Consider the following 26,812-nt stretch of genomic DNA (forward strand, 5'->3'; position numbering starts at 1 on the left):
GCAACAGGCCAGCGCGCCGCGCGAGCCATTGCCGACGAATTTCGCAAGTTTGCCTATCGACTTTAACGGCCTCCCGACCGCTGCGAGCGGAACGTCCGGCCGTGTCAGGACCAGCCAGATGCCCGTTTCTTCCAGTCATTTTCTTGCAATCGCGCGCCTCGGTGCGGCGTCGCTTCCGGCGCTTGTCATGGCGATCCCCGATGACGTTTCCGCCCAGACAGCCCTGCCCGGAATCGTGGTCAACGCGCCCAGCCCGATCGTGCGCCACGCTAGGCCAACCCACACGACACTCGTACGCTCGTCGGCCCGCCGGGGCACGGCAAGGTCTACCCCCGGGCAATCCGAGCGGCCTAGCGCCCCGGCACCGCCGGCTCCCGCCGATTTTCGGGGCACGTTGCCTATCGTGACCGATCAGTTCGCGACCGTGACGGTGGTCCCCAGCGACGAGATTCGTCGGAACGGGGCCGCGACGCTGGGCGACCTGCTCAACGACAAGCCCGGCATCACCGGCTCCTCCTATGTACCCGGCGCATCAAGCCGACCCATTATCCGCGGCCTTGACGTCAATCGTGTCGGCATCGTGGAAAACGGCATCGGCAGCAATGGCGCCTCCGATCTCGGCGAGGACCACTTCGTGCCGATCGATCCGCTTTCGACCAATCAGGTCGAGGTCATCCGCGGCCCGGCGGCGCTGCGTTACGGTTCGACGGCCATCGGCGGAGTGGTCAGCGCCAGCAACAATCGCATACCGGAGCGAATGCCGTGCCGCCCGACGCCTTGGCAGACCTACGGTTACGGGGTCAAGCCGCCGGCCGCCGCCAATGGCTGTCTCAATGTCGAGACCCGGTCGGCGCTTTCGTCCGTCAACAACGGTCTCGAAGGCGGCGTGCTGATCGACGCCGGCGCTGACAACGTGGCGGTTCACGCCGACGCCTTTGGCCGCCGCGCCGACGATTACGCGATTCCCGGCGGCCGCCAGGCCAACACTGCGAATCGCAGCGCCGGCGCCTCCATCGGAGCGTCGTATCTGTTCGATGGCGGTTTCATCGGCGCCTCCATCGGCCAGAATAACGTCCTCTACCATATCCCCGGCGATCACGGCGCCGAATTCAAGGAGCGTATCGATGGTCGCCAGAACCGCGTGGCCGTGAAGGGAGAATATCGTCCCGATTCCGCGCTCATCGACGCCGTCCGCCTCTGGCTTGGCGCGGTGGACTACAAGCATCACGAGCGCGGACTGGAAGAGGCTGACGATCCGTCCAGCGACGGCATCCATCAGACATTCACCGACCGTTCACAGGAAGGTAGGCTCGAGGTTCAACTCGCGCCCTACATGCTCGGAGCCATCCCCGTCACCACCGCGATGGGCATTCAGGGTGGGCATCAGGATCTCACAGCGACCAGTCCCGAGAACGCGGGGTCGCTCTACAACGGATTGTTTGCGCCGAACTCGAACTCCCGTGTTGGAACGTACATCTTCAACGAATTCCAGCTCCTGCCTACGACGCGCGCGCAAATTGCCGGTCGTGTAGAGCATGTGTGGCTGAACGGAACGATGCCGGATTTTCCGGCCAGTTTCATGCCGGACGGGTCGGCGCAGATCCCGATCGCACGCGATCTCTCCTTCACGCCGGCCAGCGCCAGCGTCGGCCTGCTGCAGGATCTGCCGGGCGACCTTGTCGCCAGCCTCACCGGGCAGTTCGTCCAGCGCGCACCCAAGCCGGCGGAACTGTTTTCCCGCGGCATCCACCATGCCACCACCACATTCGATATCGGCAATCCGAACTTGAAAATCGAGTCGGCACAATCGGTCGAGATCGGCCTGCGGCGCGCCAAGGGTCCGCTCCGCTTCGAGGCGACGGCGTATTACACGCGCTTCAACAACTTCATCTATCGGCGCCTGACCGGCGCTTTCTGCGACGACGACTTCGCTTCGTGCCACACACACGATCACGATGATCACGATGATCACGACGATGACCATGAAGAGGAGCACGGCCACGGCCACCATCTCAACCAGGCGGTTTACAGCCAGCGTGACGCCACGTTCCGCGGCGGCGAACTGCAGTTTCAGTACGACGCGATTCCGTTGTGGAACGGCATGTTCGGCATCGAGGGTCAGTACGACATCGTCCGCGCGACCTTCACGGACGGCTCCAACGTGCCGCGGATTCCGCCGCAGCGCCTCGGCGGAGGCATCTACTACCGCGACGCCAATTGGCTGGCTCGCATCAACCTGCTCCATGCCTTCGCACAGAACAACGTGAGCGACGTCGAGACACCGACTCCCGGCTACAACCGGCTGCGGGCCGAGATCAGCTATACGACCATGCTGCCCGGAAACAACTGGCTGGGCGGGCAGACGGTGACCATCGGTCTCGTCGGCGATAATCTGCTGAACGAGCAAATTCGCAATGCCGCCGCCTACAACAAGGACGAGGTGTTGCTGCCGGGCCTGAACGTGCGGTTATTCGCAAATGTGAAATACTGAGCGGGCTCTCGTCATGGCCGGATTATACCGGCCATGACGTCCAAGCTTGATCTCCATTTATTCGCTCTGGCCCGCAGCCTCCCGCGCGAAGCTCCAGTCAGGCCGGATCATGCCTGAAACTCCGTCGAACGCACCAGGGACCAGCTCGCACACCAACAGCCGCGCCCGGTCGACCGGGCCCGGCATGTCGACCTGTCCTTTCGGAATCATCCTGAAACCGACGCCACCGTAATAGGATTCATCGCCGACAAGCACGACGAGACGATGCCCTTTCGCTTTCGCGTCTTCGAGCGCCCGCTCGAGCAGCGCGTGCCCGATCCCCCGGCCCCGGAACGGCGGCTCCACCGTCAGCGGGCCGAGGAGCAGAGCCGGCGTGTCGCCGATGCAAACCGGCAACAACCGGACCGAGCCGACCAGCAGCGTGCCGATGCGCGCGGTCAGGGAGAGGTCAAGCAAATGATCGACATGCTCGCGCAGACGGTAAGCGCTGAGCACGAAACGGCCGGGACCGAAGGTGCGTTCATGCAGACGCTCGATGGCCTGCGCGTCATTGGCGGTTTCGGTCAGGAGAGTGAGGGACAGATCGGACATGAGCGAGACGGATAGCATTTGCCACGGGCGCGGTCCATCGCCCGCCGTGCCCATTGCGGCCGTCCGGTCACCCCCGCCAGGTGGTTACCGGCGGCTCACGGTGAAGGACTTCCGCGATCCGCAGCCGCGTGCCGGCCGTGGTTTCGGCCGGCAGGGCATTGGCGGCGAAAAAGCCGCAATCGACGATCTCCCGATTCGGTTCGGGCTTGCGATCCTGCCGGAAGTCCCGGACGACATAAACGGTGACGTGATCGCGCCGCGAGACATGGCTGTTGAAAAAGATGCCGTGCAACACCGGTTCGCCGCGGATCTCGATTCGCCCCTCTTCCATGAGCTCGCGCTCCAGCGCCGTACGCGACGCCTCGCCGACCTCGACGCCGCCGCCCGGCAGATGCCAGCCCGCCACATAGCCATGCTTGACCAGAAAGACCCTGTTGTCGGCATCGAGCACCACGCCGCGCACGCCGAGCGTCATGCCGCGGGCGAACCGAAAGTACAGGTGAAACAGCCGGCGCCGCGCGGACTCTTCAAAGCGCCGCAGACGATGAAAATTCATGATGTCGTAAGCCCCCGACACCGCGCGAAGCGAGCACTTGCTTTCGCATGAGAGCTTGCATCAAAGCGGCGCTCTTGCCAAAACCTCAGAATATTCCCGGATACGAGGTAAAAGTGAAGCAGCTTCATGACAGGGACAGGGAAAGTGGCCCGTCATCGCGGCGGGCGCCGCACCGGACCACCGTCGCCGAAACGACAGTGTTTGTCCCCGGCGCTCTGACCGGCAGCGCCTGATGACCGCGCTCACGCTCGCGCACCTGTCCGATCCGCATCTCGGACCGCTGCCTCCGCTGCGGCTACATCAGCTCGCAGGCAAGCGCGCGATCGGCTATCTGAACTGGAAGCGCGGCCGCCACGCCATCCATCGGCGCGATGTGCTGGACACCCTGGTCGCCGATATCAAGGCGCAATCGCCCGACCATATCGCGGTCACCGGCGATCTCATCAATCTCGCCCTTCCGGGGGAATTCACGCAGGCGCGCGCATGGCTGGGCGACGTCGGCACTCCGCACAACGTCACCCTCGTGCCCGGCAATCATGATGCTTATGTCCGCCCGACCCAAAAACAGATCTCCGAATGGGAAGACTATATGCGCGGCGATAGCGCCCGCGAAGGGGCTCCGCTTTCGTTTCCATTCCTGCGACGCAGAGGGCCGCTGACACTGATCGGGGTGTCTTCGTCGGTACCGACCGGTCCATTCATGGCCACCGGCTGGCTGGGGTCCAGCCAGCTCGATGCGCTGGACCGTGGGCTCGCCCAGCTTGAGAGCGATCCGAGCTTTCACGTGTTGCTGATCCACCATCCGCTTTCTTCGAAAGATTCGCATAAGCGGCTGACGGATGCCGACGCACTTCTGGCCCTTCTGAAGCGGCGCAACGTGAACCTGATCCTGCACGGCCATGATCATATCCATTCGACCATGTGGTTTGAGGGACAGCACGGCCGTATTCCCGCCATTGGCGTGCCGTCGGCATCCGCAACGCCGCATCGGCATTATCCCCCCGCCGCCTATAACCTGTTTTCAATCACACACGACGGAAGCAGCTGGCGCTGCGAGCACCGGGTGCGCGGCTTCGCCGACCAGGCAGCGATCGATCGTGGGGAGATCAGCGAGTTGCAGCGGACACAGCTCATCTAAAGCCGTTTCGTTTCTGATTGAATCAGAGTCGAAAGGCTGTAGCCGTGCCGCTCGATCACCATTTATGAAAAATAAAAAATGCGCCAAGGGCAACGAACGCAAAGCCCAGGCCGTGATTCCAGCCCAACGGCTGTTTCAGATACAGCACCGAGAAACCGGCGAAAACCACGAGCGTAATCACTTCCTGAATGGTTTTGAGTTCAGCCGCCGAATAAACCGCGCTCCCCCAGCGATTGGCCGGCACCGCAAGCCAGTACTCGAAAAACGCGATGCTCCAACTGGCCAGAACGATCGGAGGAAGCGGGCTTTCCTTGAATTTCAGATGCCCGTACCAGGCAAAGGTCATGAAAACATTCGAGCAGAACAGCATCAGGATAGGCAGAAGCCACGACGAAATCGTGAGGGGCATGATTTTCGGCTTTCGGGAATGACCGGCGGAAGGCGTCGACCGCCCAATTGTATCCGCACAAGAACAGCTATGTCGCGCGAATTCCTTGGAACGCCAGCCGACCGGTCACCGCCGGAAAATCTAATCCCTGGTCCGGTAATAGGGTTCAACCGTGCCGCTCAGCTTGATCGTCACCGGATTGCCGTGACGATCCCTGGCATTGCCGGCGGCAACCCGTATCCAGCCTTCGCTGACGCAATACTCCTCGACGTTGGTCTTTTCGACGCCCTTGAAACGGATGCCGATATCACGGGACAGAATCTTTGCATTATAATACGCGCTGCGCGGGTCGGTCGACAAACGGTCGGGCAGACTATCGTTCGCGGTCTGGTCGGTCAAAGCAGGGCCTCGATTTTTTCCGTCAGCTTTTTAGGGTTGGTGGTCGGAGCGTGGCGGGCAACCACCCTCCCCTGCCGGTCCAGGAGAAACTTCGTAAAATTCCACTTGATTGACTCACCCAGCAGACCCGGCTTCTCGTTCTTCAGATGCCTGAACAACGGATGCGCGTCCGACCCATTGACATTTATCTTTTCAAACATCGGAAAAGTCACCCCGTACTTGCTGGCGCAGAACTGCTGAATGTCGGCGGAGGTCCCCGGCTCCTGCTTGCCGAACTGATTGCAGGGGAAGCCCAGCACGGAAAATCCGCGCGGGTTCATCGTTCGGTGCAGGTCCTCAAGGTCCTTGTATTGCGGCGTGAACCCGCAGGCGCTCGCGGTGTTCACGATCAGAAGGACACGACCTTCGAACTGCCTCAACGCGCAAGACTCGCCGGCCAGCGTATTCGCGCGGAAATCAAAGACGCTGGCCATTCAGCAACCTTTCCATCGGGCTACGACCGCGCCGGTTAATGTCGCGTGGACGACCGGGCGGCCGGGTCCAGGATGGCTTCGGTGAACGGAAACTCAAGGACGATTTCACCGGCAGCGTCAGTAACTTCCAGCACCGCATTGAGAATTGCCCGCTGTTCGCCGTCCGATTTGAGGATCTCACGGATCGTCGTCCGGGCGGCGCGCCAGGCTTGATCAGGATCGCGCAACTCCTCGCCCTCCGGATCGAGAATCAGGTCGCTTCCGATGCGGGTGTTGAAAAAATATCGGGGCATGAACGAACCCATGGCGAGAGAGCGTGGAGCCTGGAGGCGACTGTTCCCAGTAGTTCTTTATCGAACGACAAGCCCGCACTGCAATAGGCCTTATTTGTCGCAAAATTGCGTCCGTCCTGTTTCAGACTCCTGATAAATCCCGACAGCGGATCAATATTCCGCCTCAAACGTTAGCAGCGGGGTCCTGCCCTTGATCAGGCCATCTTTTCTTCGTCGTGTTGACATAGCCTAGCTTGCAGCGGGTACCGAATTTCTCCAAACGGTGCGTCCTCGAACAGAGAAGAACGTCATGAATCCTGTCAGAGAACTCCAGGACCACGGCCAGGCCGTCTGGCTCGATTTCCTTGCACGTGGTTTCATCACCAAGGGCGATTTGAAGCAGTTGATTGAAAACGACGGATTGCGCGGGGTCACCTCCAATCCCTCGATTTTCGAGAAGGCGATCGGGAGTTCGGACGAATATGACAGCGCCATCGTCAACCTGATGAAAAGCGGTGACCGGTCGGTCATCGATCTCTACGAGCAGCTCGCGATAGAGGACATCAAGCACGCCGCCGACGTGTTGCGGCCGGTCTACGACCGGCTTGACGGCGCAGACGGTTTCGTCAGCCTCGAGGTCTCGCCCTACCTTGCAAACGACACCCAGGGGACGATTGCCGAGGCCAGGAGGCTGTGGAAGTCCGTCGCGCGCAAGAACCTGATGATCAAGGTGCCGGCGACGCCGAATGGCCTGCCCGCGATCCGTCACCTGATTTCGGAGGGCATCAGCATCAACATCACGCTATTGTTCTCGCAGAAGGTCTACATCGAGGTGGCTGAGGCGTATCTGGCCGGACTTCAGGACTATATCCGAAATGGCGGCGATCCCGCGCATGTCGCGAGCGTCGCCAGTTTCTTCGTCAGCCGGATCGACAGCGCCGCCGACAAGCAGCTCGACGAAAAGATCGCGCAAGCCAACGATCCCGCGGAGAAAACCCGCCTTGCCGCGCTCAAGGGCAAGGTCGCGATCGCCAACGCCAAACTCGCCTATCAGGAATACAAGCGGCTGTTTGCTGGCGAAGACTGGCAAAAGCTGGAAGCAGAAGGCGCCAGACCGCAGCGGCTGCTATGGGCTTCGACCGGAACCAAGAACAAGGACTACCGTGACGTTCTCTACGTCGAGGAATTGATCGGTCCGGATACGGTCAATACCGTGCCGCCGGCAACCCTTGAGAGCTTCCGTGATCACGGCAGGCTGCGCGACAGCCTCGAGGAAAATTTGGATGACGCGCGGCAAGCGCTCACCGCGCTCGCGGAAGCCGGAATTTCACTCGATGCAATCACCCGCGACCTCGTGAAAGAAGGCGTGCAACTGTTCGGGGACGCGGCCGACAAATTGCTCGGCGCCGTCGCCCGCAAGCGGGAGAAGATTCTCGGGGCCGCCATCGACCGGCAAACCTTGTCGCTCGATCCCTCGATGGCGAAATCCGTCGAGGCGAAGGCGGATGACTGGCGAGCCGCCGGCACCGTCCGCAAGCTATGGCAAAAGGATAAATCGGTATGGACCGGCACGGACGAGGACAAATGGCTGAGCTGGCTGACGAGTCCTGCCGCCGAACTTGATCGGGCGGCTGATTACGAAGACTATGCGCAGCGGGTGAAGAAGCAGAAGTTCACCGACGCGGTCGTCCTCGGCATGGGCGGATCAAGCCTGGGCCCGGAGGTGCTGGCGAAGACCTTCCCGAAGGCGGCGGGCTTCCCGAAGCTGCATGTGCTGGACTCGACCGACCCCGCCCAGATTCGTTCGCTCGAAGCCGCGATCGACGTCGCGAGGACCGTCTTCATCGTGTCCAGCAAGTCCGGCGGAACGACCGAGCCCAATGCGCTGAAAGATTATTTCCACGCGCGGGTGGCCAAGGCGATCGGCGCTGACAAGGCCGGCCACCGCTTCATCGCGATCACCGATCCGGGCTCCTCGCTTGACGCGGAAGCGGCCAAGCTCGGCTACGCGCGCACCTTCCACGGCGATCCCGCGATCGGCGGCCGCTATTCGATCCTGTCTCCCTTCGGCCTGGTCCCGGCGGCGACGGCTGGAATCGATGTGACGGGATTGCTCGAGGACGCGCTCGTCATGGTGCGGTCCTGTGGCGCCCAGGTCCCGCCGCATGACAATCCCGGCGTCCAGCTCGGACTGGCCATGGGTCTCGCCGGACGCGAAGGCCGCGATAAGGTCACCATCCTGGCGTCTCCGAGAATCGCCGATTTCGGCGCATGGGCCGAGCAACTGATCGCCGAATCGACCGGCAAGGAGGGCAAGGGCCTGATTCCGATCGACGGCGAACCGCTCGGCGGTGCGAACCTCTACGGCAATGACCGCTTCTTCATCGATATCCGCACGGCGGACGAAGCGGATGCCGCCCATGATGAAAAGTTGCGCGCGCTCGAGGCCGCCGGACATCCGGTGGTCCGGATCATGATGAACTCGATCGATCAGATCGGCCAGGAGTTTTTCCGGTTCGAGATTGCGGTCGCCGTCGCCGGCGCGGTTCTCGGCATCAATCCGTTCGATCAGCCTGACGTCGAGGCGGCCAAGGTCAGGACACGCGAGTTGACGTCGGCCTTCGAGAAGACGGGCAGGCTTCCGGATGAAGAGCCGGCATTTTCCGCCGCCGGTTTCGACCTCTACACCGACGCGGAAAATGCGCGCGCGTTACGCGAGAAGGGCGCCGACGGCGAGCTGTCCTCATGGCTCAAGGCGCATCTTTCGCGCGCAGAACCCGGCGATTACGTCGCCTTGCTGGCCTATGTCGCGCGCAATGACGAACACGTCGACGAATTGCAGCGGATGCGCCTCTCCGTTCGCGACCGCAGGAAAGTCGCCACCTGCGCTGAGTTCGGCCCGCGCTTCCTGCATTCGACCGGGCAAGCCTACAAGGGCGGTCCCGACAGCGGCGTCTTTCTTCAGATCACCGCCGACGATCCGCGGGATTTGAAGATCCCGGGCCGGAAAACGAGTTTCAGCATCATCAAGGCGGCGCAGGCGCGCGGCGATTTCGATGTGCTCACGCGGCGGGGACGGCGAGCGCTTCGCGTGCATCTGAAGGGAAGCCTTAAATCGGGCCTGTCGCGGCTCGACGAAGCTCTCAGCCGGGCTCTCATGTGATCGTGATCGTGACCGCCGCCATGACGCGTCGCGTTGTGACGCTGCGATCATCGCCAGAAAAACAAAGGTTCCCAGGCCGCGTCAAACCGGACCTTGCCCTCGCCGTCGATTCATCCGACGATCCACGCCCGCCGATCTCCGTGAAACATCCGAAGTGTTGCGTCACACCGTGCTCCTCAAGCATCATGATCCTCAAGCATCAGTGAACCATGTCATTGAACCATGGGGCCGCCCGTGGAATGTCCAGATCACGAGCCTGCCCCCGAAGAAGGGATCGGACCAATGCAGATAGGTATGATCGGGCTGGGACGAATGGGAGCCAACATCGTTCGCCGCCTGATGAAGAAGGGAGGCCATCACGTCGTCGCCTACGACATCAGCGAGCAGGCCGTCGCCGCGGTGGCCGCGGAGGGGGCCACATCCGCGACTGATCTCGAGGACTTCGTCCGCAAGCTCGAAAGGCCGCGCGCTGTCTGGATCATGCTGCCCGCCGGAGCGGTGACGGAATCCACCATCGCGACGATCGGCGGACTGCTCGACGGCGAGGATGTCGTCATCGATGGCGGCAACACCTTCTGGCAGGATGATATCCGCCGCGCCGGAACGTTGCGCGAGAAGGGCATCCATTATGTCGATGTCGGCACCAGCGGCGGAGTCTGGGGCTTCGAACGCGGCTATTGCATGATGATCGGCGGCGACAGGGCCGTGGTTGATCGTCTCGACCCGATTTTCGTATCGCTGGCGCCCGGCCGCGGCGACATTCCGAGAACGCCGAGCCGGGACGGCCGCGATCCGCGCGTCGAGCAAGGCTACCTCCACACCGGGCCCGTCGGCTCCGGTCATTTCGTCAAGATGATTCATAACGGTATCGAATATGGCCTGATGCAGGCCTATGCTGAAGGTTTCGACATCCTCAAGAACGCGAACATTCATGCGTTGCCGGAGCGGCATCGATTCAAGCTTGACCTCGCGGACATTGCCGAGGTCTGGCGCCGCGGCAGCGTCATTTCATCCTGGCTGCTGGATCTCACCGCTTCCGCGCTGGCCCGCAGCGACACTCTCGAAGCTTACTCGGGATTTGTCGCGGATTCCGGCGAGGGCCGCTGGACCGTTAACGCCGCCATTGATGAAGCCGTTCCCGCCGAGGTCCTGACGGCGGCGCTGTTCGCGCGATTTCGCTCGCGTCAGCAACACACGTTCGCGGAGAAAATCCTCTCGGCAATGCGAGAGGGATTCGGGGGACACAAGGAGCCGGGAGAAACCGATCCATCCGCGAAGGGGAGGACCGCGAATTGACTACGGCCGCACGCAACACCCCGCGCAAACCAGAGCCATGCTGCTTCGTCATTTTTGGCGTTACCGGAGACCTTACGCATCGCCTGATCATTCCGGCACTCTACAATCTCGCCGAATCCGGCTTGATGCCCGAGCAGTTTTGTCTCGTCGGTGTCGTTCGCAAGCACACGTCGGAAAACGATCTCCGGCAAAGCTTGATGGAAGGATTGAAGAAACATGCGACGCGGCCGGTCAAAACCGAAATTGCCGAAAAAGTGCTGAACTGCCTGACATGCGTCGAAGCCGATCCCTCCGATCCCTCCTCCTTCGATGCGTTGAGCGGAGCCTGCGGAAGGCTTGAAACAAAAGCAGGGACGTGCGGCAATCGCCTGTTCTATCTTGCCGTGCCGCCGACAGCCTTTGCACCGATCGCAGAACAACTCGGCCGCGTCGGACTGCTGCGAGAGGCAAACGGTACATGGCGCCGTCTGGTGGTCGAAAAGCCGTTCGGTACCGATCTTGCTTCCGCCAGATCGCTCAACGCCAGACTGCTCAAGATCGCCAACGAACATCAGATCTACCGGATTGACCACTATCTCGGCAAGGAGACCGTCCAGAACATCCTCGTTCTGCGTTTCGCCAACGGCATGTTCGAGCCGATCTGGAATCGCAATCACATCGACCATATTCAGATCACCGTCGACGAAAAGCTGGCGGTCGGACATCGCGGCAGTTTTTACGACGCTACGGGAGCGCTGCGAGACATGGTGCCCAACCATCTGTTCCAGCTGCTATCGCTGGTGACGATGGAGCCGCCGACACGATTCGAAGCTCACTCGGTGCGTTCGCAGAAGGCGGAAGTGCTGGCCGCCATCCAGACGCAGACGCCGGAGGAGGCGCTGAGAAATTCGGTGCGCGGACAATACCACGCGGGCCATATCGGCGACGAGGCTGTCATCGATTATCGCAGCGCTCCCAACGTCAAGCCCGACAGCACCACCGAGACCTATGCGGCGCTGAAGCTGACCATCGACAACTGGCGATGGGCCGGCGTTCCGTTCTACCTGCGGACCGGCAAGGCGCTCGGCCTCAAGCGCACCGAGGTGGCCATCAAGTTCAAGCAGGCGCCGTTCGCAATGTTTCGCTGCACGCCGGTGGACCAGTTATCGCACAACTATCTGGTCATCGGCATCGAGCCGGCCGAAGGCATCACGATGCAATTCAACACCAAGGTGCCCGGCCCCTCGATCTCGATCGACGGCGTCGAGATGAAATTCCGCTACAAGGATTACTTCCACGCCGCGCCGAGCACCGGCTATGAAACCCTGATCTACGATTGCATGACCGGCGACAACATCCTGTTTCAGCGCGCTGACGGCGTGGAGGCCGGCTGGCAGGCAGTGCAGCCGTTCCTCGATGCCTGGAAGAACGCCGGCGCGGACGGGCTGGTCGGCTACGAGGCGGGCAGCGAGGGTCCCTGTGAGGCCAACGAGCTGCTGGCGCGGGACGGCAACCAGTGGCGCAAGCTGACATGACATTTGCTGAGGCCGACCGCAGGTTTCAGGTCCTGCCGGATGCGGAGGCAGTCGCAATAGAAGCCGCGGAACGAATAATTTCCCTGACGTCTGAGTATGCGACGCGGCCGGCGATCTGCCTGACCGGCGGTTCCGGTCCGAAGGCGCTCTACGCGCTGCTGGGAAGCCCGCCCTATCGTTCGCGCATCGCCTGGGACCGCGTTCACTGGTTCATGGGCGACGAGCGTTTCGTGAGCGCGGACGACAAGCGCAACAACATGGCGATGGCCAGAGAGCTTTTCCTGAACCGTTGCGCCCCGCCGGGCAATATCCATCCCATACCGACAAACGCTCTTGATCCGGATATGGCAGCGCGGCTTTACGAGCGTGAACTCCAAACGTTTTACGGAGCACGTCGTCTCGATCCAGCCAAACCGCTTTTCGATCTCGTTTTGATGGGGCTTGGACCGGACGGCCACACGGCCTCGTTGTTTCCGGAAGATCGGGCGCTCGACGAGACCGAACGATGGGTCGTCGGCGTGGACCACGCGCACGTCGAACCTTTTGTTCCCCGCGTCACCCTGACCCTTCCGGCGCTCGCCTCCTCGCGCGAGATGCTGTTTCTCGTCACCGGCGAAGCCAAGCACGGCATCCTCACGAAAGTCATGACGGGTACCGATCTGCCCGGTACGCGCGCGCGTTCCAACGGCATCACGACGTGGCTGATTGATGCCGCGGCTGCGGGGGCGCCACCGTGAATGCGGGCGGAGATGCCGCCTTTTGCGCGCTGATCGTCATGGGCGTGTCCGGATCGGGTAAAAGTACCATTGCGGATGCGCTGGGAGAACGGCTGGGATGGATCGTCGACGATGCCGACCGTTTTCATTCACAGAACAATATCGATAAAATGCGCGCCGGCATGGCGTTGACCGATGACGACAGGCGGCCGTGGCTGCGCGCCGTCGCCGCCGAGATCGGCCGCAGGCGCGCAGACGGGACGAGCGTGATCATGGCTTGCTCCGCGCTCAAGCGCGCCTATCGCGATATTCTCGTGCAGGGCCGCAACGACACCCGCATCGTCTACCTGCGCGGCGACAAGAGCCTGATCACGAGCCGTCTCAAGGCGAGACGCGATCATTTCATGCCGCAGGGGTTGCTCGCGAGTCAGTTCGCAATACTGGAGGAGCCTACGGAGGATGAGCGACCTATCGTTGTCGACATCGACGCGAGTGTGGATGAAATTGCCGATCGAATCATCAGTATGCTCGCGGACTGCATCATATCATGAACCGCATTTCCCTCGTGATTTCGGACGTTGACGGAAGTCTGCTTACGCCCGACAAACGTCTGACGGAAGTTGCGATCCAGGCGGTGAAAGACTTGCCGAAAGGAATATCCGCTTCACGATCACCAGCAGCCGCCCGCCCTTGGGCATGCGAATGCTGATCGAGCCGCTCGACATCACACCCGCCGGAGAGGACAAGAGCACATTTGTGGAGGCGATGGCGAAGCACCTCGACATTTCAACGCGCAACATCGCGACGATCGGAGACATGCGGAACGATTTAGCCATGTTCGCCAAGAGCGGCCTGTCATTTGCCATGGGCAATGCCGAAGACAACGTGAAAGCGCAAGCCACCTGTGTCACCGGAAGCAATGAAAACGACGGTTTTGCCGAAGCGGTCGATCAGATCCTCGCCATCGATAGCCGTTAAGCCCTTGCCCGCTGCATCGCCGGTTTGCGTGCCGCGTTGAGATTATGGATAGTGTTGACGAGCGCAATGTGGGTCAGCGCCTGCGGAAAATTTCCGGTCATGCGACGAGCAACCGTATCATATTCCTCCGACAGCAGGCCAAGATCGTTCGCTACCCCCGCGACCCGATTCAGCAACAACTCGGCGCGTTCGGTATCGCCGCACAGGACATAGGCGTCGGCGAGCCAGAGCGTGCAAGCCAGAAAGGCTCCCTCGATCGGCGGCTGTTCGTCAGTCACCGCGCGCGGATCATGCCTGAGCACGAAACCATCCGGCATCAGATGCTTCTCCACGGCCGCCAGCGTTCCCGCAACACGCGGATCGGAAGCCGGCAGGAAGCCTACCGACGGAATAAGGAGCGTGCTGGCATCAAGCAGATTCGAGCCGTAGGACTCGACGAAGGTGTTTTGTTCGCGATCAAAACCCTTTTCGCAGACGTCGCGATGGATTGTCTCGCGAAGCTCGCGCCAACGCTCGACCGGCCCCTCAAATCCGAAATCCTCCACGCTCTTGATGCCGCGGTCGAACGCCACCCAGACCAGCACCTTCGACGAGACATAGTGCCTGCCCGGCCCCCTCCGCTCCCAGATGCCTGAATCCGTTTCGTTCCAGATCCGGCCGAGATGCTCGAGCAGATTGCATTCCAGCGCCCAGGTCGGCTCGTTCAACTTGAGGTTCGCCTCCCTCGACTGGTGAAACACGTCCATCAGTTCGCCGAAGACATCAAGCTGTAGCTGGGCATGCGCCGCATTTCCGATCCTGACCGGCCGCGCACCCTCATAGCCAGGCAGCCAGTCCGCCTCCCATTCGGTGAGACGACGTTGTCCGAGGATGCCATACATGATCTGCATATCGGAGGGCGAGCCTGCGACGGATCGCAACAGCCAATCATGCCATTCCGAAGCCTCATCGTAATAGCCGCTGTTCATCAGCGCGAGGAGCGTGAAGGTCGCGTCGCGCAGCCAGCAGAACCGGTAATCCCAATTGCGTGCGCCGCCGAGCTTTTCGGGAAGCGAGGTTGTCGGCGCCGCGACAATGCCGCCGGAGGGCGCATAGATCATGGCTTTCAAGGCGACCAGCGAGCGCATCGCGAGATCACGATACGGACCGTCATAGTCGAACTTGTCACACCACTTCCGCCAGAACGCCTCCGTGTCCCGCAACGCCTTCGCAGGGTCGATCGGAGCTGGCACGGCAAGATGCGATGCGGCGTAGGCCATGACGAACGGAATCGTCTGCCCGGCGCTGACCTCGAAGTCAGCGACAGTCGTCATGTTCTCGCCGTGGGTCGCGACCGGCGTTCGTAACACCAGCATGTCAGGTCCGCATATGGCAAGCAGGGCCCTGTCCTCCGTGCGGCGGACCCACGGCACGTTCTTACCGAAACCGAACCGGATCACCAGATCCATGCGCATCTTCACGCGGCCACGGTCCCCCCGGACGAGGCGGACGATGTCGGACTCCATGTCGCGCGGCGGCATGAAATCGATCAAGGTGACAGCGCCGCCGTCGGTCTCAAACCGCGTCTCCAGGATAAGACCGTCTCCGCGATAGTCGTGACTCGATCGCTCGATTTTTTCCGAAGGAGCGATCCGCCAATGGCCGTTGCGCTCATCGCCCAGAAGGGCGGAAAAACAGGCATCAGAATCGAAGCACGGCCAGCAAAGCCAGTCGAGCGACCCTGTCCGGTCCACGAGCGCAACGGTCTCGCCGTCGCCGATAATTCCGTAGTCTTCAATGTTGCTGGGCAATTTGCAAAACTCGGCAGGTAAGCTGGAGGCGAAATGATGGAATGCTAATATTATTCATCACCGGGTCGTTGGCCATCCCGCCCGACGAATCTTCCTGGAAAAGAATCTCATGCCGAGAGCCTTCCCGCATGTGATTGACTCAGAAGCCGGGCCCTCAGATTGGATTTGACGCGTCTTCTTCACGTCAATCGGGCATCCACTTCGCTCGAAAACACTATAGCGTCTGTTTCAATTGCGTTGAATCGGACTCGTCGCTTATCTTTTTGTTTGAGCATGATCTTTTCCGGAAACCGGTTTCCACTTTTCGGGATCATGCTCTAACGGCTGTAGCCGTTGGCACGGGAATAAACCTGACGATTTTCCTGCAGGGGCCGATTGTCTGAGCTGGCGGGTCGTTTGCTCGCCGCGAGCCTGTCCGACACGAGATCTTCGAGGAAGACGGGCTCGGAGAAATAGAAGCCCTGCGCGTATTTAATCCGCGTCGCCGCCTGCAAATAAGCAAGCTCTTCGAACTTCTCGACACCTTCCGCGATCACCGCCATTCCCAAGGCTTCGCCGAGAGATTCAATAGCCTTCAGAATACCCTGGCTGCGCGGACGTTTGTGGATATCGACAATGAACGACCGGTCGATCTTGATTTCATCGGCGGTGATATCGGCGAGAGCCGACAGGGACGAATATCCGATTCCGAAATCATCGATGGAGATTCTGACGCCCAGTCTTCGCAGGACAGGCAGGATTTCCGTCTGGAAACGGGTCTTCGCCACGAACGCATCTTCGGTAACCTCGACGATGAATCGCGTCGCACAGCCGGTCTTCTCCAGCGCTCGCGCGAAGGACGTCATGAACACCACGTTGCCGGCCTGCTTGGCGGCGACGTTGATGCTGATGCTGACGCCGGAGCCGAACGCCTCGTCGATGAGATCGATGGATCTCATGATTTCGGCTAAAACCAGATGCGTTAACTCGTCGATTAGACCGAGTTCGATCGCAAGATCAACGAACGTTCCAGGCGCCTGGATGATACCGTCATCACTGCGCAGCCGAACCAGCGCCTCGATGCCCTTGATCTGTTGGGTTTTGATGTCCACCTTGGGCTGGAACGCGCAACAGAACCGCTTGTCGAGAATCGCGAGCCGCAGCGACTGCTCGATTTCCATCCGGAGCAGAGCCTCGCGCTGCATCGCCGAGTCGAAAATGGCTGCTCCGCCCTTCGTTTCGTTCTTGATTTGATACATCGCGGTGTCGGCGTTCTGCCGCAGAACCTCGTAGTTGTCGCCTTGATCCGGGTAGATGCTCACCCCGATCGATGCGGACGCGAACAGCTCCGATCCGTCGATAAAAAATGGCGCCTTAAGCCGCTGCAGCAGAAATTCAATGTATTCGGCGAGTTCAGCGTCGCTCTGGACCGGGTTGAGCAGGAGCAGAAACTCGTCGCCGCTGATCCGGGACAGCATATCGGTGGTACGAAGGCCGAGGCCCAGACGCCTGGCGACCTCGATCAGGAGTTCGTCACCGGATGCATGGCCGTAATAATCGTTGATGTGTTTGAAGTTGTCGATATCGAGAAATGCAACCGCAAATCTGACGGGATGCTCTCCTTCGCGAATGAGGCTGTTGGCGTGCTGTTCGATGACACGCCGCGTCGGCAAGCCCGTCAGCTCGTCATAGTATGCAGAACGGAAGAGTTCCTCCTCGATGGCCTTTTGGCGGCTGATATCGATTGAACTCGATAGCACAAGCTTTCTGTTCGAGATCAGGACAGGCTCATGCGTGGTCAGATAGATCTTCGTCGCATAATCCGTTCGAATGAGTTCTTCGAATGTCCTTCTCACGCCCGATTGCAGCACCCCGCGAGCGAGATTTATGCGATCATTCAACTCCTTTGAGGGAAGCGGCGCGCCTGGCGAGGCTTCGACGATGTCATGCGCGGGCACATTGAACTGGGCTGCGGCGGCGGCGTTGACGAATACGAAATTTCCTTGCTCGTCCTGAACCGTCACGCTTGTCGGCAACAATCCGACAACTTCATTCAGGAAATTCAGTCGAGAGGAATCCCCGGCCTCAAAGCAAAGATCATTCAGTTCTGTCTCGGACCTCCCGGGGAGACGCAGTCCACTGTCACTGGCGACAACAGAAAATTCGTTTCGCTCAGGCACGCCGGACATGAACTTTTCAACCTTCACCGCGCCTGAAAGGGGAAAGCTCCCGGACTCTCAGGCTCTTGCGGGCAACAACGGCGGTCGCGGTCACGTACAGCGCCACCTTCTGCCTTCACAAGAAGCGAATACTCCGCCACGTTGTAGGTTTAGTTAAATCGAATGCATAAACACGGCTGCACTTTCCACATCAGATGCAGCGCCGCTCATGCCCGCTTCAGATTATTGTTGCAAATACATGAACCGGTATTGAATTCGCCGCTCCGAAGACGCGAGCGTCTTCGTTCGCGACAATCAGGAGATGAGGAAAATTCGCGCATAGGTTGGAATAAGCCAGCTCTCGAGCACATCGAGCCGCCGCTTGAACAAATGCTTCACCCAAGCTTCGCTAAATTTGACGTCCTGATGCCGTTTGACGTGGAGCGCCCAGGACGCTCCACGTCGAAACCCAACATCAGCGCACGAGAATCTTGTCTCCGCGGCCCATCGAGGGATCAGCCTTATTGCTGATCATAAGGATCGCGATACCGCCAGTCAGCGCGGCGCGCATGGAGTGATTCACAAGCGCATATGCGCCCTCCTTCGGGGAAATAAGGTCGAAGGTCGCAGCGTCGCCTGGCGCCAAGGTATAATTCTGCATCCCAACCATCACGTTCTTCGGGTTGCCCGAGGGATAGACCCGGTCCCAGATGCCAGCGATCGGATGGAATCCGGAAAACTCGTTGGGGCCGGCATTGACCATATAGACACGCACGCGTTCGCCGGGCCTGGCTTCGAGAGTCTGCGTCGCATGTTCATCATGCACGGGGTCATACTGGAACGGCACAGCATTGAAGGCATTACGCTTCCACTTGTTCGCCATCATGCTGTCGACGTCTTCGGGATTTTCAAAAATCTGATGCTCGATCAGGACATATTCACGGTCCGCCTTGGGCATCGCATTGGGGTCTTTCGGATCGATGATGACCACTCCGAACATGCCCCGGGCGATGTGCTGGATCATCGGATCCGATCCGCAATGATAGAAGAACACGCCGGCGTGTTCCGGAACGTACGAGAAGGTCTTGGTCTCGCCGGGTTTGATTGATGCGAAATCCGTCAGAACATCCGAGCGCGCGGAGTGCATGTCGATCGAATGCGACTTCTTGTTCGCGGCATCGTTCTTCAAGGTAAACTCGATGGTATCTCCTTCTGTCGCCCGGATTATGGGACCGGGAACCTGACCGTTGAAGGTCCAGGCGGCGACGGTGTTGCCCTGATTATCGAGCGGGACCGTCGTTTCCTTGGCGACCAGTTCGATCTTGACGGTCTTGGCCTGGGCCGCGGTGATCGTGGCGCCGGCAAGAACCATGACGGCCGCCACGCTTCCCGCGATGGCGCCGTTCTTCAAACGTGCAGTGGTCATTGAAATCGCTCTCCCTTCCTTTGGAATGACTTCGCTGTTGGATTCACTTTCCGCATTTGCAGACCTGCCTTAAATATTTGACGAGGCCCTTGATCTGATTCTCAGACAGGACGTGTCCCCAGGTCGGCATCAGCACCGACTTGTTGACGGCCAGCCCGCCTTCCTTGATGGCCTTGAACAATTCGTCATCCGGTGTGTCGCCCATACCCTTGGCATCGGTGTGATCCCGCGGCTTCACGGAAAGGGCGGGCACGTTGATTCCCGTACCGTTGCGCTGGAGGCCGTGACATTGCACGCAATAGACCCCGTAGATCTGCTCGCTCGACTGATCGGCCTGGCTTGCCGATGGCGCGAGCAGCAGGGCCAGACCAACGAAAGCCGCCAACATCTGCGTTTTCATCACTTGTCTCCTTGGCTCAATTGAACCAGAAACGCGGTCAGCCGCTGGATATCCTGATCCTTCAGGTTCGACGTCGGCATCCAGATATGCGGATCGAAACGCTGCGGATCCGCGGTATAGGCGGCGATGAAATCCGCCTGCAGCCGCGCGCCGGCATCAGTCAATCGCGGCCCGGAAAGACCCCCTTCACCTTTTTCGCCCTGATGGCAGGCGACGCAGCCGCGAAACTTGACGAACGCAAGCGAACCCATCCGCGCACCCTTCATCTCACCCTTGAAGATGCCTGCCGGGACGAGATCGGCGGGAGCCTTCAAAGCCATCAACGTCTCGGCGGCAGCCTCGGCATCGGCTTTCTTCAGCTTCGGGTGAGCAGCGATCTTGGACGGGTCGGGCACGTCGTTCTTGTCGCCCTTCTTGACCGTCTTGAAATACGGATAGCCAGCAGGACGTATCGGTTTGGGATCCTGCAACCAAGAAACCAGCCATTCCTTCTTGAACTTGCTGCCCGCGAACCACAGGTCGGGGCCCTTGCGCGTCAGCAGCCTGTCCAGGGACGTGTCGGTCGGTTTGACCAGCGCATGACAACCGGAACAGCTCGGATCAAGTTTGTCGGCGGCGCTTGCGCTGCTCAGTAATGCCGCGGTCAAGCCCGCGACGGCGAGCAAAAGCCCTTTCATGTCGACTCTCCTTTCGATTGAATTCAGGGCGCGGGATCGCCCTTGAAGGCAGGGCTCTCGTGCATGTCGAGCGGCTTCTTCATCGATTCCTCGTAGTAAAAATCGGGTACGAACTCCTTGTCCTTCCATTTGTAAAAAGCCTGGTCCTTCACCGGGATCTCCTCGTACTCGATGGTGGTCATCATGCCGCCCATCGGCGAACTGCCATTGGTGGTGTGCTTGTCGATGTGATCGTGCACCATCCAGATGCCGGGATTATCGGCGCGCAGAATCAGGTCATAGCGCTCACCCGGCCCGAACAGGATCGTGTCGGCGAGATAGGGATTGGCGAGAGGCCGGCCATCCTTGGCGTAAACCTCGAAGAGATGGCCGTGGATGTGAATGGAATGCAGCTCGTCGCCGGCGCCGATCAGGCGGATGCGAACGACATCGCCCTCCTTGATCCGCAGCGGCTGGGTGTCCGGGTAAGCCTTGCCGTTGATGGTGAAGAAATCCGGCACGTCGCCAGGAACGCCGCCATAGCCGGGTTTCTTCGCCCAGGCTGACGCCCAACTGGAGAACATCATGATGTAATCTTTGGTGACTTCCTTCTCGACCGGCGGCGGGTCCTTCGGATCGATGATAAAGGGACCCCACATGCCGCGCATGGCAACGTGCTCATTGACGTTGACATGACAGTGGTACCACATGGTGCCGGACGGCTCGGCCTTGAAGCGATAGGTGAAGGTCTCGCCCGGAGGAATTGCCGGTTGCGTGACATCAGGCACGCCGTCGTTCTTCCAGGTGCCGCGCTGATACAGGCCGTGCCAGTGAATCGTGTGCGGCAGCGTCGTCTGGTTTTCCACCTCGATCTCGACGTCGTCGCCTTCCCGCACATGAAAAAGCGGGCCGGGAGTCTGGCCGTTGAATGAAAAGACGTGGAAGGTCTGCTTGTCGACAAGCTTGAGGATCGTATCCTCGATCACCAGCGAGAATTGTCTTGTCTCAGCAAGCGCCGCGCCCGGACTCACGGCGCACAAGGCAGCGCTTGCAGCGAAGATGAAGTTTACGAGACGTGCGCGCAGCGCACAGCATTGCACGATCATGGTCATAACATGCATTCTATATTGATGTTTTTAGATAAACCGCTACCGAAGCGCCGGCGGCGCGGAATGCTTATCCGTCAGACGCCCGCTCCTGCCGGAGCCGCCGGTGCTGAACAGCTTTCGTGATCATGACGCGCAAACTCCAACCTCGAACCGATTTCGACCAATACGTGCCATCTTCAGGGCCATAAAGCAATATTCAGAGTTCATCTTTTTACAATTTACCAACGATAGGAAATGCGCGACTACATAGACGCGGTGCAAAGAGCTTGCAGCGTCAATTGACTCATGCCGACCTCCTGCGCCGCTATCGGCATCACCGTCCAAAGCCGATCATTCCAGGTCTGATCGTCTCCCACCGTTCGCATCAAGCCCACCCATTTGACCAACGCCGGCTTTGCCTTGCCGTTTTGCAGCAACCACTGCCCCATATAAAATCGCGCGATCAGATCGTTTGGATCGCCTTTGAGCACGAGTTCGAATTCCGACTTGGCTCGATCTGAAATCATGCCGTTATCCGCCAACGCCAGCGCTTCCCCCAATGCAACGTGAAGCACACTGTTATCGGGATCACTCCCGATCGCGCGCTCGAGCACTGGAACACTCAAGCGCGGAAGCCCCAGCTGCAGCAACGCGCCACCGATGATCGCCCAGGGCTGACTTGCGTGCTCCGCAGCCAGAAGCTTCGGCAGGTCGGACAAGCCTTCAAGCGGCACGGGCGGCATGGTGGCCGCGCTGTTCAGGGAAACGGTGACGTGGTGCGTGGTGAGAGGCGATTGATACGTGAACCAGACCGCGGCGGCTATGCCGACTGCGGCGCCGGCAATCGAGGACGCAATGCACAGCTTCAGCCAGGCTCTCGGGTTCTGCGTTTGATCGACAGGTGCTTTCGTCATGCTCCGGGCCGCGGATAGATCAAATCTTCTCACTCTCGTGGCGTACAAACATGTACTGTAAATACATGTTTGTACAGTCCCCAAATCCGCGAGAATAGAAATTCATGTGCAGAAGCGGCAAACGGTAGCAGGACGATGCGCGGCTACCGGCGGTGTTCGACTTTATTTCAAACCTGGTGATACTATTTCACCACGGAGGACAAGCAGAATCGAACCGTCATGCGGCTGCTGTTTGCCGATATCCCAACGACAACGACGGATCGCGCGCTGCTCAGGCAGCCGGCGGGACCCCGAAGTCTTTCGGATTGAGAATGAGATCGGCGAGCGTATAGCGATCGAGCGTCGTAGTGAACGCATTCAGCGCTTCCCTCAACGGCGCCCGCAATCGACAGCTCGACGTGATCGGACAGCGGTTGTTCGAGGAGAAGCATTCCACAAGCGCGAAATCCGGCTCCGTGGCGCACAAAACGTCGCCAAGCTTGATCCGGTTCGGCCGCTTGGCAAGCATAAGCCCGCCTGACCTGCCGCGTACGGCCTTGAGATAGCCCGCGCGCGTGAGCTGATTTGCCACTTTCATGAGATGGGTCCGGGAGATGCCGTAAACGCTTGCGGTCTCTTCAATTGTAATCAGCCGATCGCCATGAGTGGCTGCATACATCAGCAAGCGAAGAGTGTAGTCGAAAAAGCTTGTCAGTCGCATGGGGGTCTCGCCGGCGGCGCATCGCGTGATTTGGCCGAAAAAGATGGACCTGTCCGACGCCTTTCGCAAGTGTCGATACGTTGCATGAGCCCTGCGCGCAACGGCAGGACGCCCCGACGGGCGATCCCGCAGGGGTCATCATTCCCGAAAACATTGGCCGGAATGCGTAGCGGTTCCACGGAGCCCGGGGTCCCACAACGGACGCGCGATCCCGCCCGCTTCGCAGACATCATGAGGAAGCAGCTACCGTGAAGCGAGCAGCTTCACCGGACGATGACACCGGAGGCAGAGCGCTTTCACGAGGTTGGAGCCGCAAGACGAATTGCCTCGCCGGCCATGAATTCCCGCGACTCGACGCCAGCTTGCGTTTCCATCTACAAATCGACCATATCTTGTCCACGGCCGACATCACCATCTGGAGTTCTCGTTCCGAAAAGGTCACGAATGACGATGCCGTATGAAACGATCCTCATCGTCGTTCTCGCGCTCCCTTTCGCGGGGAGCTGTCTTGCAGCGCTCTTTCGAAGCAACGCGCGCAACACCGAAGCGTGGCTGGCCAGCGCGGTTTCATTCACCTGTCTGGTGCTTGTTGGCGCAAGCTATCCTCATATCGTCAACGGAGAGGTCATCCGGACTACCATCGAATGGGTGCCCGAACTCGGTCTCAATTTCTATGTGAGGATGGACGGTTTCGCCTGGGTACTCGCCGCACTGATCGCCAGTATCGGGCTCCTGGTCGTGCTCTACGCCCGCTACTATATGTCCCCCCAGGATCCCGTGCCACGTTTTTTCTCATTCCTGCTCGCCTTCATGGGAGCGATGCTTGGCATCGTCCTTTCTGGCAATCTCATCCAGCTGGTTTTCTTCTGGGAGTTGACCAGCCTCTTTTCCTTTCTGTTGATCGGCTACTGGCACCAGACGGCACAGGCGCGTGACGGCGCGCGGATGGCGCTGATCGTGACCTCGGTCGGGGGATTTAGCCTGTTCGCCGGCATACTGATCCTCGGAAACATCGTCGGCAGCTACGATCTCGATCGCGTTCTCGCGTCCGGCGACATGATCCGCGCGCATTCGCTCTACATCCCGACCCTCGTCCTCATTCTTCTCGGAGCCTTGACGAAAAGCGCTCAGTTTCCGTTCCATTTCTGGCTGCCCCAGGCGATGGCGGCGCCGACGCCCGTTTCAGCCTATCTTCATTCCGCCACGATGGTGAAAGGCGGGGTGTTTCTACTGGTGCTGCTCTGGCCCGCGCTGGGCGGAACGGAGGAGTGGATGCGGCTTGTGGGTTCGGCCGGGCTTATCAGTTTCATACTCGGGGCGTTCATTGCTCTTTTTCAACAGGATATGAAGGGGCTGCTCGCTTACTCGACCATCAGTCACCTCGGGCTCATCACTCTGCTGATCGGCCTCAACTCGCCTCTCGCGATAGTGGCCGCCATCTTCCACCTCATGAACCATGCGACCTTCAAGGCGTCGCTGTTCATGGCAGCCGGGATCATCGATCACGAAACCGGCACCCGCGACCTGCGCCGCCTGAGCGGCTTGCGGCGCTTCATGCCGATCACGGCCACGCTCGCGATGGTCGCCGCCGCCGCCATGGCCGGCGTTCCGCTATTGAATGGCTTCCTGTCCAAGGAAATGTTTTTCGCCGAGACAATCGAAACTCACGATAACTCGCTGCTGGATCAAGCGTTGCCCTACATCGTCACCGCGGCCAGCATGTTCACGGTCGCCTACTCACTGCGGTTCATAGCCGAAGTATTTTTCGGTCCACCGCCGCGAGAGTTGTCCGGCACGCCGCATGAACCGCCGTTCCTGATGCGCTTTCCCGTTGGACTTCTCGTTCTTGCATGTCTCCTTGTCGGCATCGTCCCCACCGTTACGATCGGTCCCCTGCTCCGCACCGCGGTCCACGCCGTCCTCGGCGACGCCATTCCCACCTATAGCCTAGCAGTCTGGCACGGCTTTACTCCCGAGTTCCTGATGAGCCTGATCGCGATTTCCGGCGGCGTAACCATCTATTTGATGCTCCGATCATATCTGCTCGGTGCTGAAGGGCCGCCCCTGCTGCGACATATCAAAGGCCAGCGCATTTTCGACCGCGTGCTCGTCGCCGTCTCCTGGCAGCTCGCAAGACGGCTGGAGGAGTTGCTCGGCACGCGCCGCTTGCAGCCACAGTTGCGGCTGCTGATCAGCGTGGCTTTGCTGGCCGGCCTGGCGCCGGCCTTCACTCACGGAATCGACATTTGGAGGACAGCGCGAACATCTTTCGATGTCACATTCGCGGTGATCTGGGCCGTGGGAGGCGCCTGCGCGCTGGCCGCGGCTTACCAGGGCAAATTCCATCGCTTTGCGGCTCTCATTTTCATGGGCGGCGCGGGTCTGGTGACGTGCGTCAGCTTCGTATGGCTGGCCGCGCCTGATCTCGCCCTGACCCAACTGGTGGTCGAGATTGTCACCACTGTGTTGCTCCTTCTCGGGCTGCGTTGGCTGCCGAAACGCATCGAGAAATTTTCCGCGGCCGACGCGCCCGAACGCGATCCAGGCTGGCGCCGCTACCGCGACCTCGGAATCGCGATCGCATCCGGAGCCGGTTTAGGAGCGCTGGCCTACGCGGTCATGATACGAGCGGAGCCCGACAGCATCGCGCGGTTCTTTGTCGAGAACGCATACGCGCTGGGCGGCGGGACCAACATTGTAAACGTCATCCTCGTCGACTTCCGCGCGTTCGACACTTTCGGCGAGATCACGGTGCTCGGCATCGTCGCGCTGACCGTTTACGCTTTGCTGCGGCGATTCCGGCCCGCGGCCGAAAGCATTCCCGTGCCCGAACAGCAGTACAGTCAGGATCTTTACGATGAGGCTCAACCCAATCGCGAGAAGGGCGACACGCTCAAGAGCGCGATGGCCGTCCCCCGGCTCATGATAGCGTTGCTTTTCCCGGTGATCTGCACGACCGCGGTTTTTCTCCTGCTGCGGGGGCACGACCTGCCCGGAGGCGGATTCGTCGCCGGCATCACGATGGCCGTTGCGTTCATCCTCCAATATATCGCTCGCGGAACCACCTGGACGGAGGACCATTTGCGCATCCTGCCCGTTCACTGGATGGGCGCGGGCCTGCTCATCACAGCCGGCGTCGGCATGGCCGCCTGGTGGTTCGAACGGCCTTTCCTGAGTTCGTCATTCTCATACCGCGAGGTTCCCTGGATCGGCCCTGTTCCGGTAGCAAGCGCGCTCCTCTTTGATCTTGGGGTCTTTGCATTGGTCGTCGGCGCCACCGTCCTGATGCTGATCGCGATCGCGCACCAGACCGTGCGCAGCCATCGGACGCCTTCCAGCCGCGCATCCAGCGCAGCAGCCACATCCGCAACGGCCGAGGTGCGATAGTGGAGATCGTGCTCGCTATCGGCATCGGCGTGCTCGCGGGATCGGGCGTGTGGCTGGTGCTTCGACCGCGCACGTTTCAGGTCATCATCGGCCTGTCATTGCTCTCTTATGCGGTCAATCTTTTCATCGTCGCGATGGGGCGGCTCAAAATCGACGCCGCTCCGATCCTGGGTTCACATGTGGGCGATGACATGGCCAGTCTCCCTGATCCGTTACCGCAAGCACTCGTTCTGACGGCCATCGTCATCAGTTTCGCAACCACCGCGCTGTTTCTGGTCGTACTGCTCGCATCTCGAGGTCTGACGGGGACCGACCACGTCGACGGACGGGAGCCGTAG

23 protein-coding genes and 1 pseudogene are annotated in these 26,812 nt (G+C 60.2%); 10 read left to right on the forward strand and 14 right to left on the reverse strand.

The window, feature by feature from the left end; translation table 11 throughout:
* Positions 1-118: 118 nt before the first annotated feature.
* On the forward strand, positions 119-2,491 hold the full coding sequence (locus NB311A_RS12270) for a TonB-dependent receptor (protein WP_040675170.1): 2,373 nt from the start codon (positions 119-121) through the stop codon (positions 2,489-2,491).
* Between the two features lie 57 nt (positions 2,492-2,548).
* Here the strand turns inward: NB311A_RS12270 and NB311A_RS12275 are convergent, their stop codons facing one another.
* The gene (locus NB311A_RS12275; protein WP_009798891.1) at positions 2,549-3,082 is read right to left on the reverse strand and encodes a GNAT family N-acetyltransferase; all 534 of its coding nucleotides are present in this window, start codon (positions 3,080-3,082) and stop codon (positions 2,549-2,551) included.
* A gap of 67 nt (positions 3,083-3,149) precedes the next feature.
* A complete protein-coding gene (locus tag NB311A_RS12280; RefSeq protein WP_009798892.1) occupies positions 3,150-3,638 on the reverse strand; it encodes an NUDIX domain-containing protein in 489 nt (162 codons plus the stop codon).
* 232 nt (positions 3,639-3,870) lie between these two features.
* On the opposite strand from NB311A_RS12280, the gene NB311A_RS12285 reads away from it, so the two are divergent.
* Positions 3,871-4,776, forward strand: a complete 906-nt coding sequence (locus NB311A_RS12285) for a metallophosphoesterase (protein ID WP_009798893.1) — start codon at positions 3,871-3,873, stop codon at positions 4,774-4,776.
* Positions 4,777-4,831: 55 nt separating this feature from the next.
* Here NB311A_RS12285 and NB311A_RS12290 read toward each other — a convergent pair whose 3' ends face one another.
* The 4 genes from NB311A_RS12290 to NB311A_RS12305 form a co-directional block, all read right to left on the reverse strand.
* On the reverse strand, positions 4,832-5,185 hold the full coding sequence (locus tag NB311A_RS12290; RefSeq protein WP_009798894.1) for a DMT family protein: 354 nt from the start codon (positions 5,183-5,185) through the stop codon (positions 4,832-4,834).
* Between the two features lie 120 nt (positions 5,186-5,305).
* The gene (locus NB311A_RS12295; protein WP_009798895.1) at positions 5,306-5,563 is read right to left on the reverse strand and encodes a DUF3297 family protein; all 258 of its coding nucleotides are present in this window, start codon (positions 5,561-5,563) and stop codon (positions 5,306-5,308) included.
* Positions 5,560-6,036: a glutathione peroxidase gene (locus NB311A_RS12300; protein ID WP_009798896.1), complete on the reverse strand. Its 477-nt coding sequence runs from the start codon at positions 6,034-6,036 to the stop codon at positions 5,560-5,562. Before NB311A_RS12300 ends, NB311A_RS12295 begins: the two co-directional genes overlap by 4 nt.
* A 35-nt stretch (positions 6,037-6,071) precedes the next feature.
* Positions 6,072-6,329, reverse strand: a complete 258-nt coding sequence (locus NB311A_RS12305) for a hypothetical protein (RefSeq protein ID WP_040675173.1) — start codon at positions 6,327-6,329, stop codon at positions 6,072-6,074.
* A gap of 289 nt (positions 6,330-6,618) precedes the next feature.
* Here NB311A_RS12305 and NB311A_RS12310 point away from each other — a divergent pair, with 289 nt between their 5' ends.
* The 6 genes and pseudogenes from NB311A_RS12310 (at position 6,619) to NB311A_RS12340 (ending at position 13,975) form a co-directional block, all read left to right on the forward strand.
* The gene (locus NB311A_RS12310) at positions 6,619-9,471 is read left to right on the forward strand and encodes a bifunctional transaldolase/phosoglucose isomerase (RefSeq protein WP_009798898.1); all 2,853 of its coding nucleotides are present in this window, start codon (positions 6,619-6,621) and stop codon (positions 9,469-9,471) included.
* Between the two features lie 282 nt (positions 9,472-9,753).
* Positions 9,754-10,767, forward strand: coding sequence for a phosphogluconate dehydrogenase (NAD(+)-dependent, decarboxylating) (gene gnd / locus NB311A_RS12320; RefSeq protein ID WP_040675021.1), 1,014 nt, complete (start codon positions 9,754-9,756; stop codon positions 10,765-10,767).
* Complete coding sequence (gene zwf / locus NB311A_RS12325) at positions 10,764-12,281, forward strand: glucose-6-phosphate dehydrogenase (protein WP_009798901.1); 1,518 nt, start codon at positions 10,764-10,766, stop codon at positions 12,279-12,281. Before gnd ends, zwf begins: the two co-directional genes overlap by 4 nt.
* Positions 12,278-13,018, forward strand: coding sequence for a 6-phosphogluconolactonase (pgl, locus tag NB311A_RS12330; RefSeq protein WP_009798902.1), 741 nt, complete (start codon positions 12,278-12,280; stop codon positions 13,016-13,018). The genes zwf and pgl overlap by 4 nt, the downstream gene beginning before the upstream one ends.
* Positions 13,015-13,548, forward strand: a complete 534-nt coding sequence (locus NB311A_RS12335; RefSeq protein ID WP_009798903.1) for a gluconokinase — start codon at positions 13,015-13,017, stop codon at positions 13,546-13,548. The genes pgl and NB311A_RS12335 overlap by 4 nt, the downstream gene beginning before the upstream one ends.
* Positions 13,545-13,975: pseudogene (locus tag NB311A_RS12340) on the forward strand (HAD family hydrolase). Before NB311A_RS12335 ends, NB311A_RS12340 begins: the two are co-directional and overlap by 4 nt.
* Here the strand turns inward: NB311A_RS12340 and NB311A_RS12345 are convergent.
* The 8 genes from NB311A_RS12345 to NB311A_RS12380 all read right to left on the reverse strand — a co-directional run bounded on the left by NB311A_RS12345 (position 13,972) and on the right by NB311A_RS12380 (position 23,087).
* Positions 13,972-15,765, reverse strand: a complete 1,794-nt coding sequence (locus tag NB311A_RS12345) for a glycoside hydrolase family 15 protein (RefSeq protein WP_009798905.1) — start codon at positions 15,763-15,765, stop codon at positions 13,972-13,974. The pseudogene NB311A_RS12340 and the gene NB311A_RS12345 overlap by 4 nt on opposite strands.
* A gap of 317 nt (positions 15,766-16,082) precedes the next feature.
* Positions 16,083-17,849 carry an EAL domain-containing protein gene (locus NB311A_RS12350; RefSeq protein ID WP_040675179.1) on the reverse strand — a complete coding sequence of 589 codons (1,767 nt, stop codon included), beginning with the start codon at positions 17,847-17,849 and terminating at the stop codon, positions 16,083-16,085.
* Between the two features lie 529 nt (positions 17,850-18,378).
* Complete coding sequence (locus NB311A_RS12355) at positions 18,379-19,329, reverse strand: multicopper oxidase domain-containing protein (protein ID WP_009798907.1); 951 nt, start codon at positions 19,327-19,329, stop codon at positions 18,379-18,381.
* Between the two features lie 43 nt (positions 19,330-19,372).
* Entirely contained in the window at positions 19,373-19,729 is a 357-nt protein-coding gene (locus NB311A_RS12360; protein ID WP_009798908.1) for a cytochrome c, read from the reverse strand.
* A complete protein-coding gene (locus NB311A_RS12365) occupies positions 19,729-20,406 on the reverse strand; it encodes a c-type cytochrome (RefSeq protein WP_009798909.1) in 678 nt (225 codons plus the stop codon). Before NB311A_RS12365 ends, NB311A_RS12360 begins: the two co-directional genes overlap by 1 nt.
* Before the next feature lie 23 nt (positions 20,407-20,429).
* Entirely contained in the window at positions 20,430-21,506 is a 1,077-nt protein-coding gene (locus NB311A_RS12370) for a multicopper oxidase domain-containing protein (RefSeq protein ID WP_040675024.1), read from the reverse strand.
* Positions 21,507-21,736: 230 nt separating this feature from the next.
* Positions 21,737-22,387, reverse strand: coding sequence for a cytochrome c biogenesis protein (locus tag NB311A_RS12375; protein WP_009798911.1), 651 nt, complete (start codon positions 22,385-22,387; stop codon positions 21,737-21,739).
* Between the two features lie 271 nt (positions 22,388-22,658).
* Entirely contained in the window at positions 22,659-23,087 is a 429-nt protein-coding gene (locus NB311A_RS12380; protein ID WP_040675183.1) for an Rrf2 family transcriptional regulator, read from the reverse strand.
* Positions 23,088-23,531: 444 nt separating this feature from the next.
* Between NB311A_RS12380 and NB311A_RS12385 the strand changes: the two genes are divergently transcribed.
* On the forward strand, positions 23,532-26,474 hold the full coding sequence (locus NB311A_RS12385; RefSeq protein ID WP_009798914.1) for a monovalent cation/H+ antiporter subunit A: 2,943 nt from the start codon (positions 23,532-23,534) through the stop codon (positions 26,472-26,474).
* Positions 26,474-26,812 (forward strand): Na+/H+ antiporter subunit C, encoded by a 339-nt coding sequence (locus NB311A_RS12390; RefSeq protein WP_009798915.1) that lies wholly within the window; start codon positions 26,474-26,476, stop codon positions 26,810-26,812. The genes NB311A_RS12385 and NB311A_RS12390 overlap by 1 nt, the downstream gene beginning before the upstream one ends.

It is taken from the genome of Nitrobacter sp. Nb-311A (genome assembly GCF_000152905.1).
Lineage (GTDB): Bacteria > Pseudomonadota > Alphaproteobacteria > Rhizobiales > Xanthobacteraceae > Nitrobacter.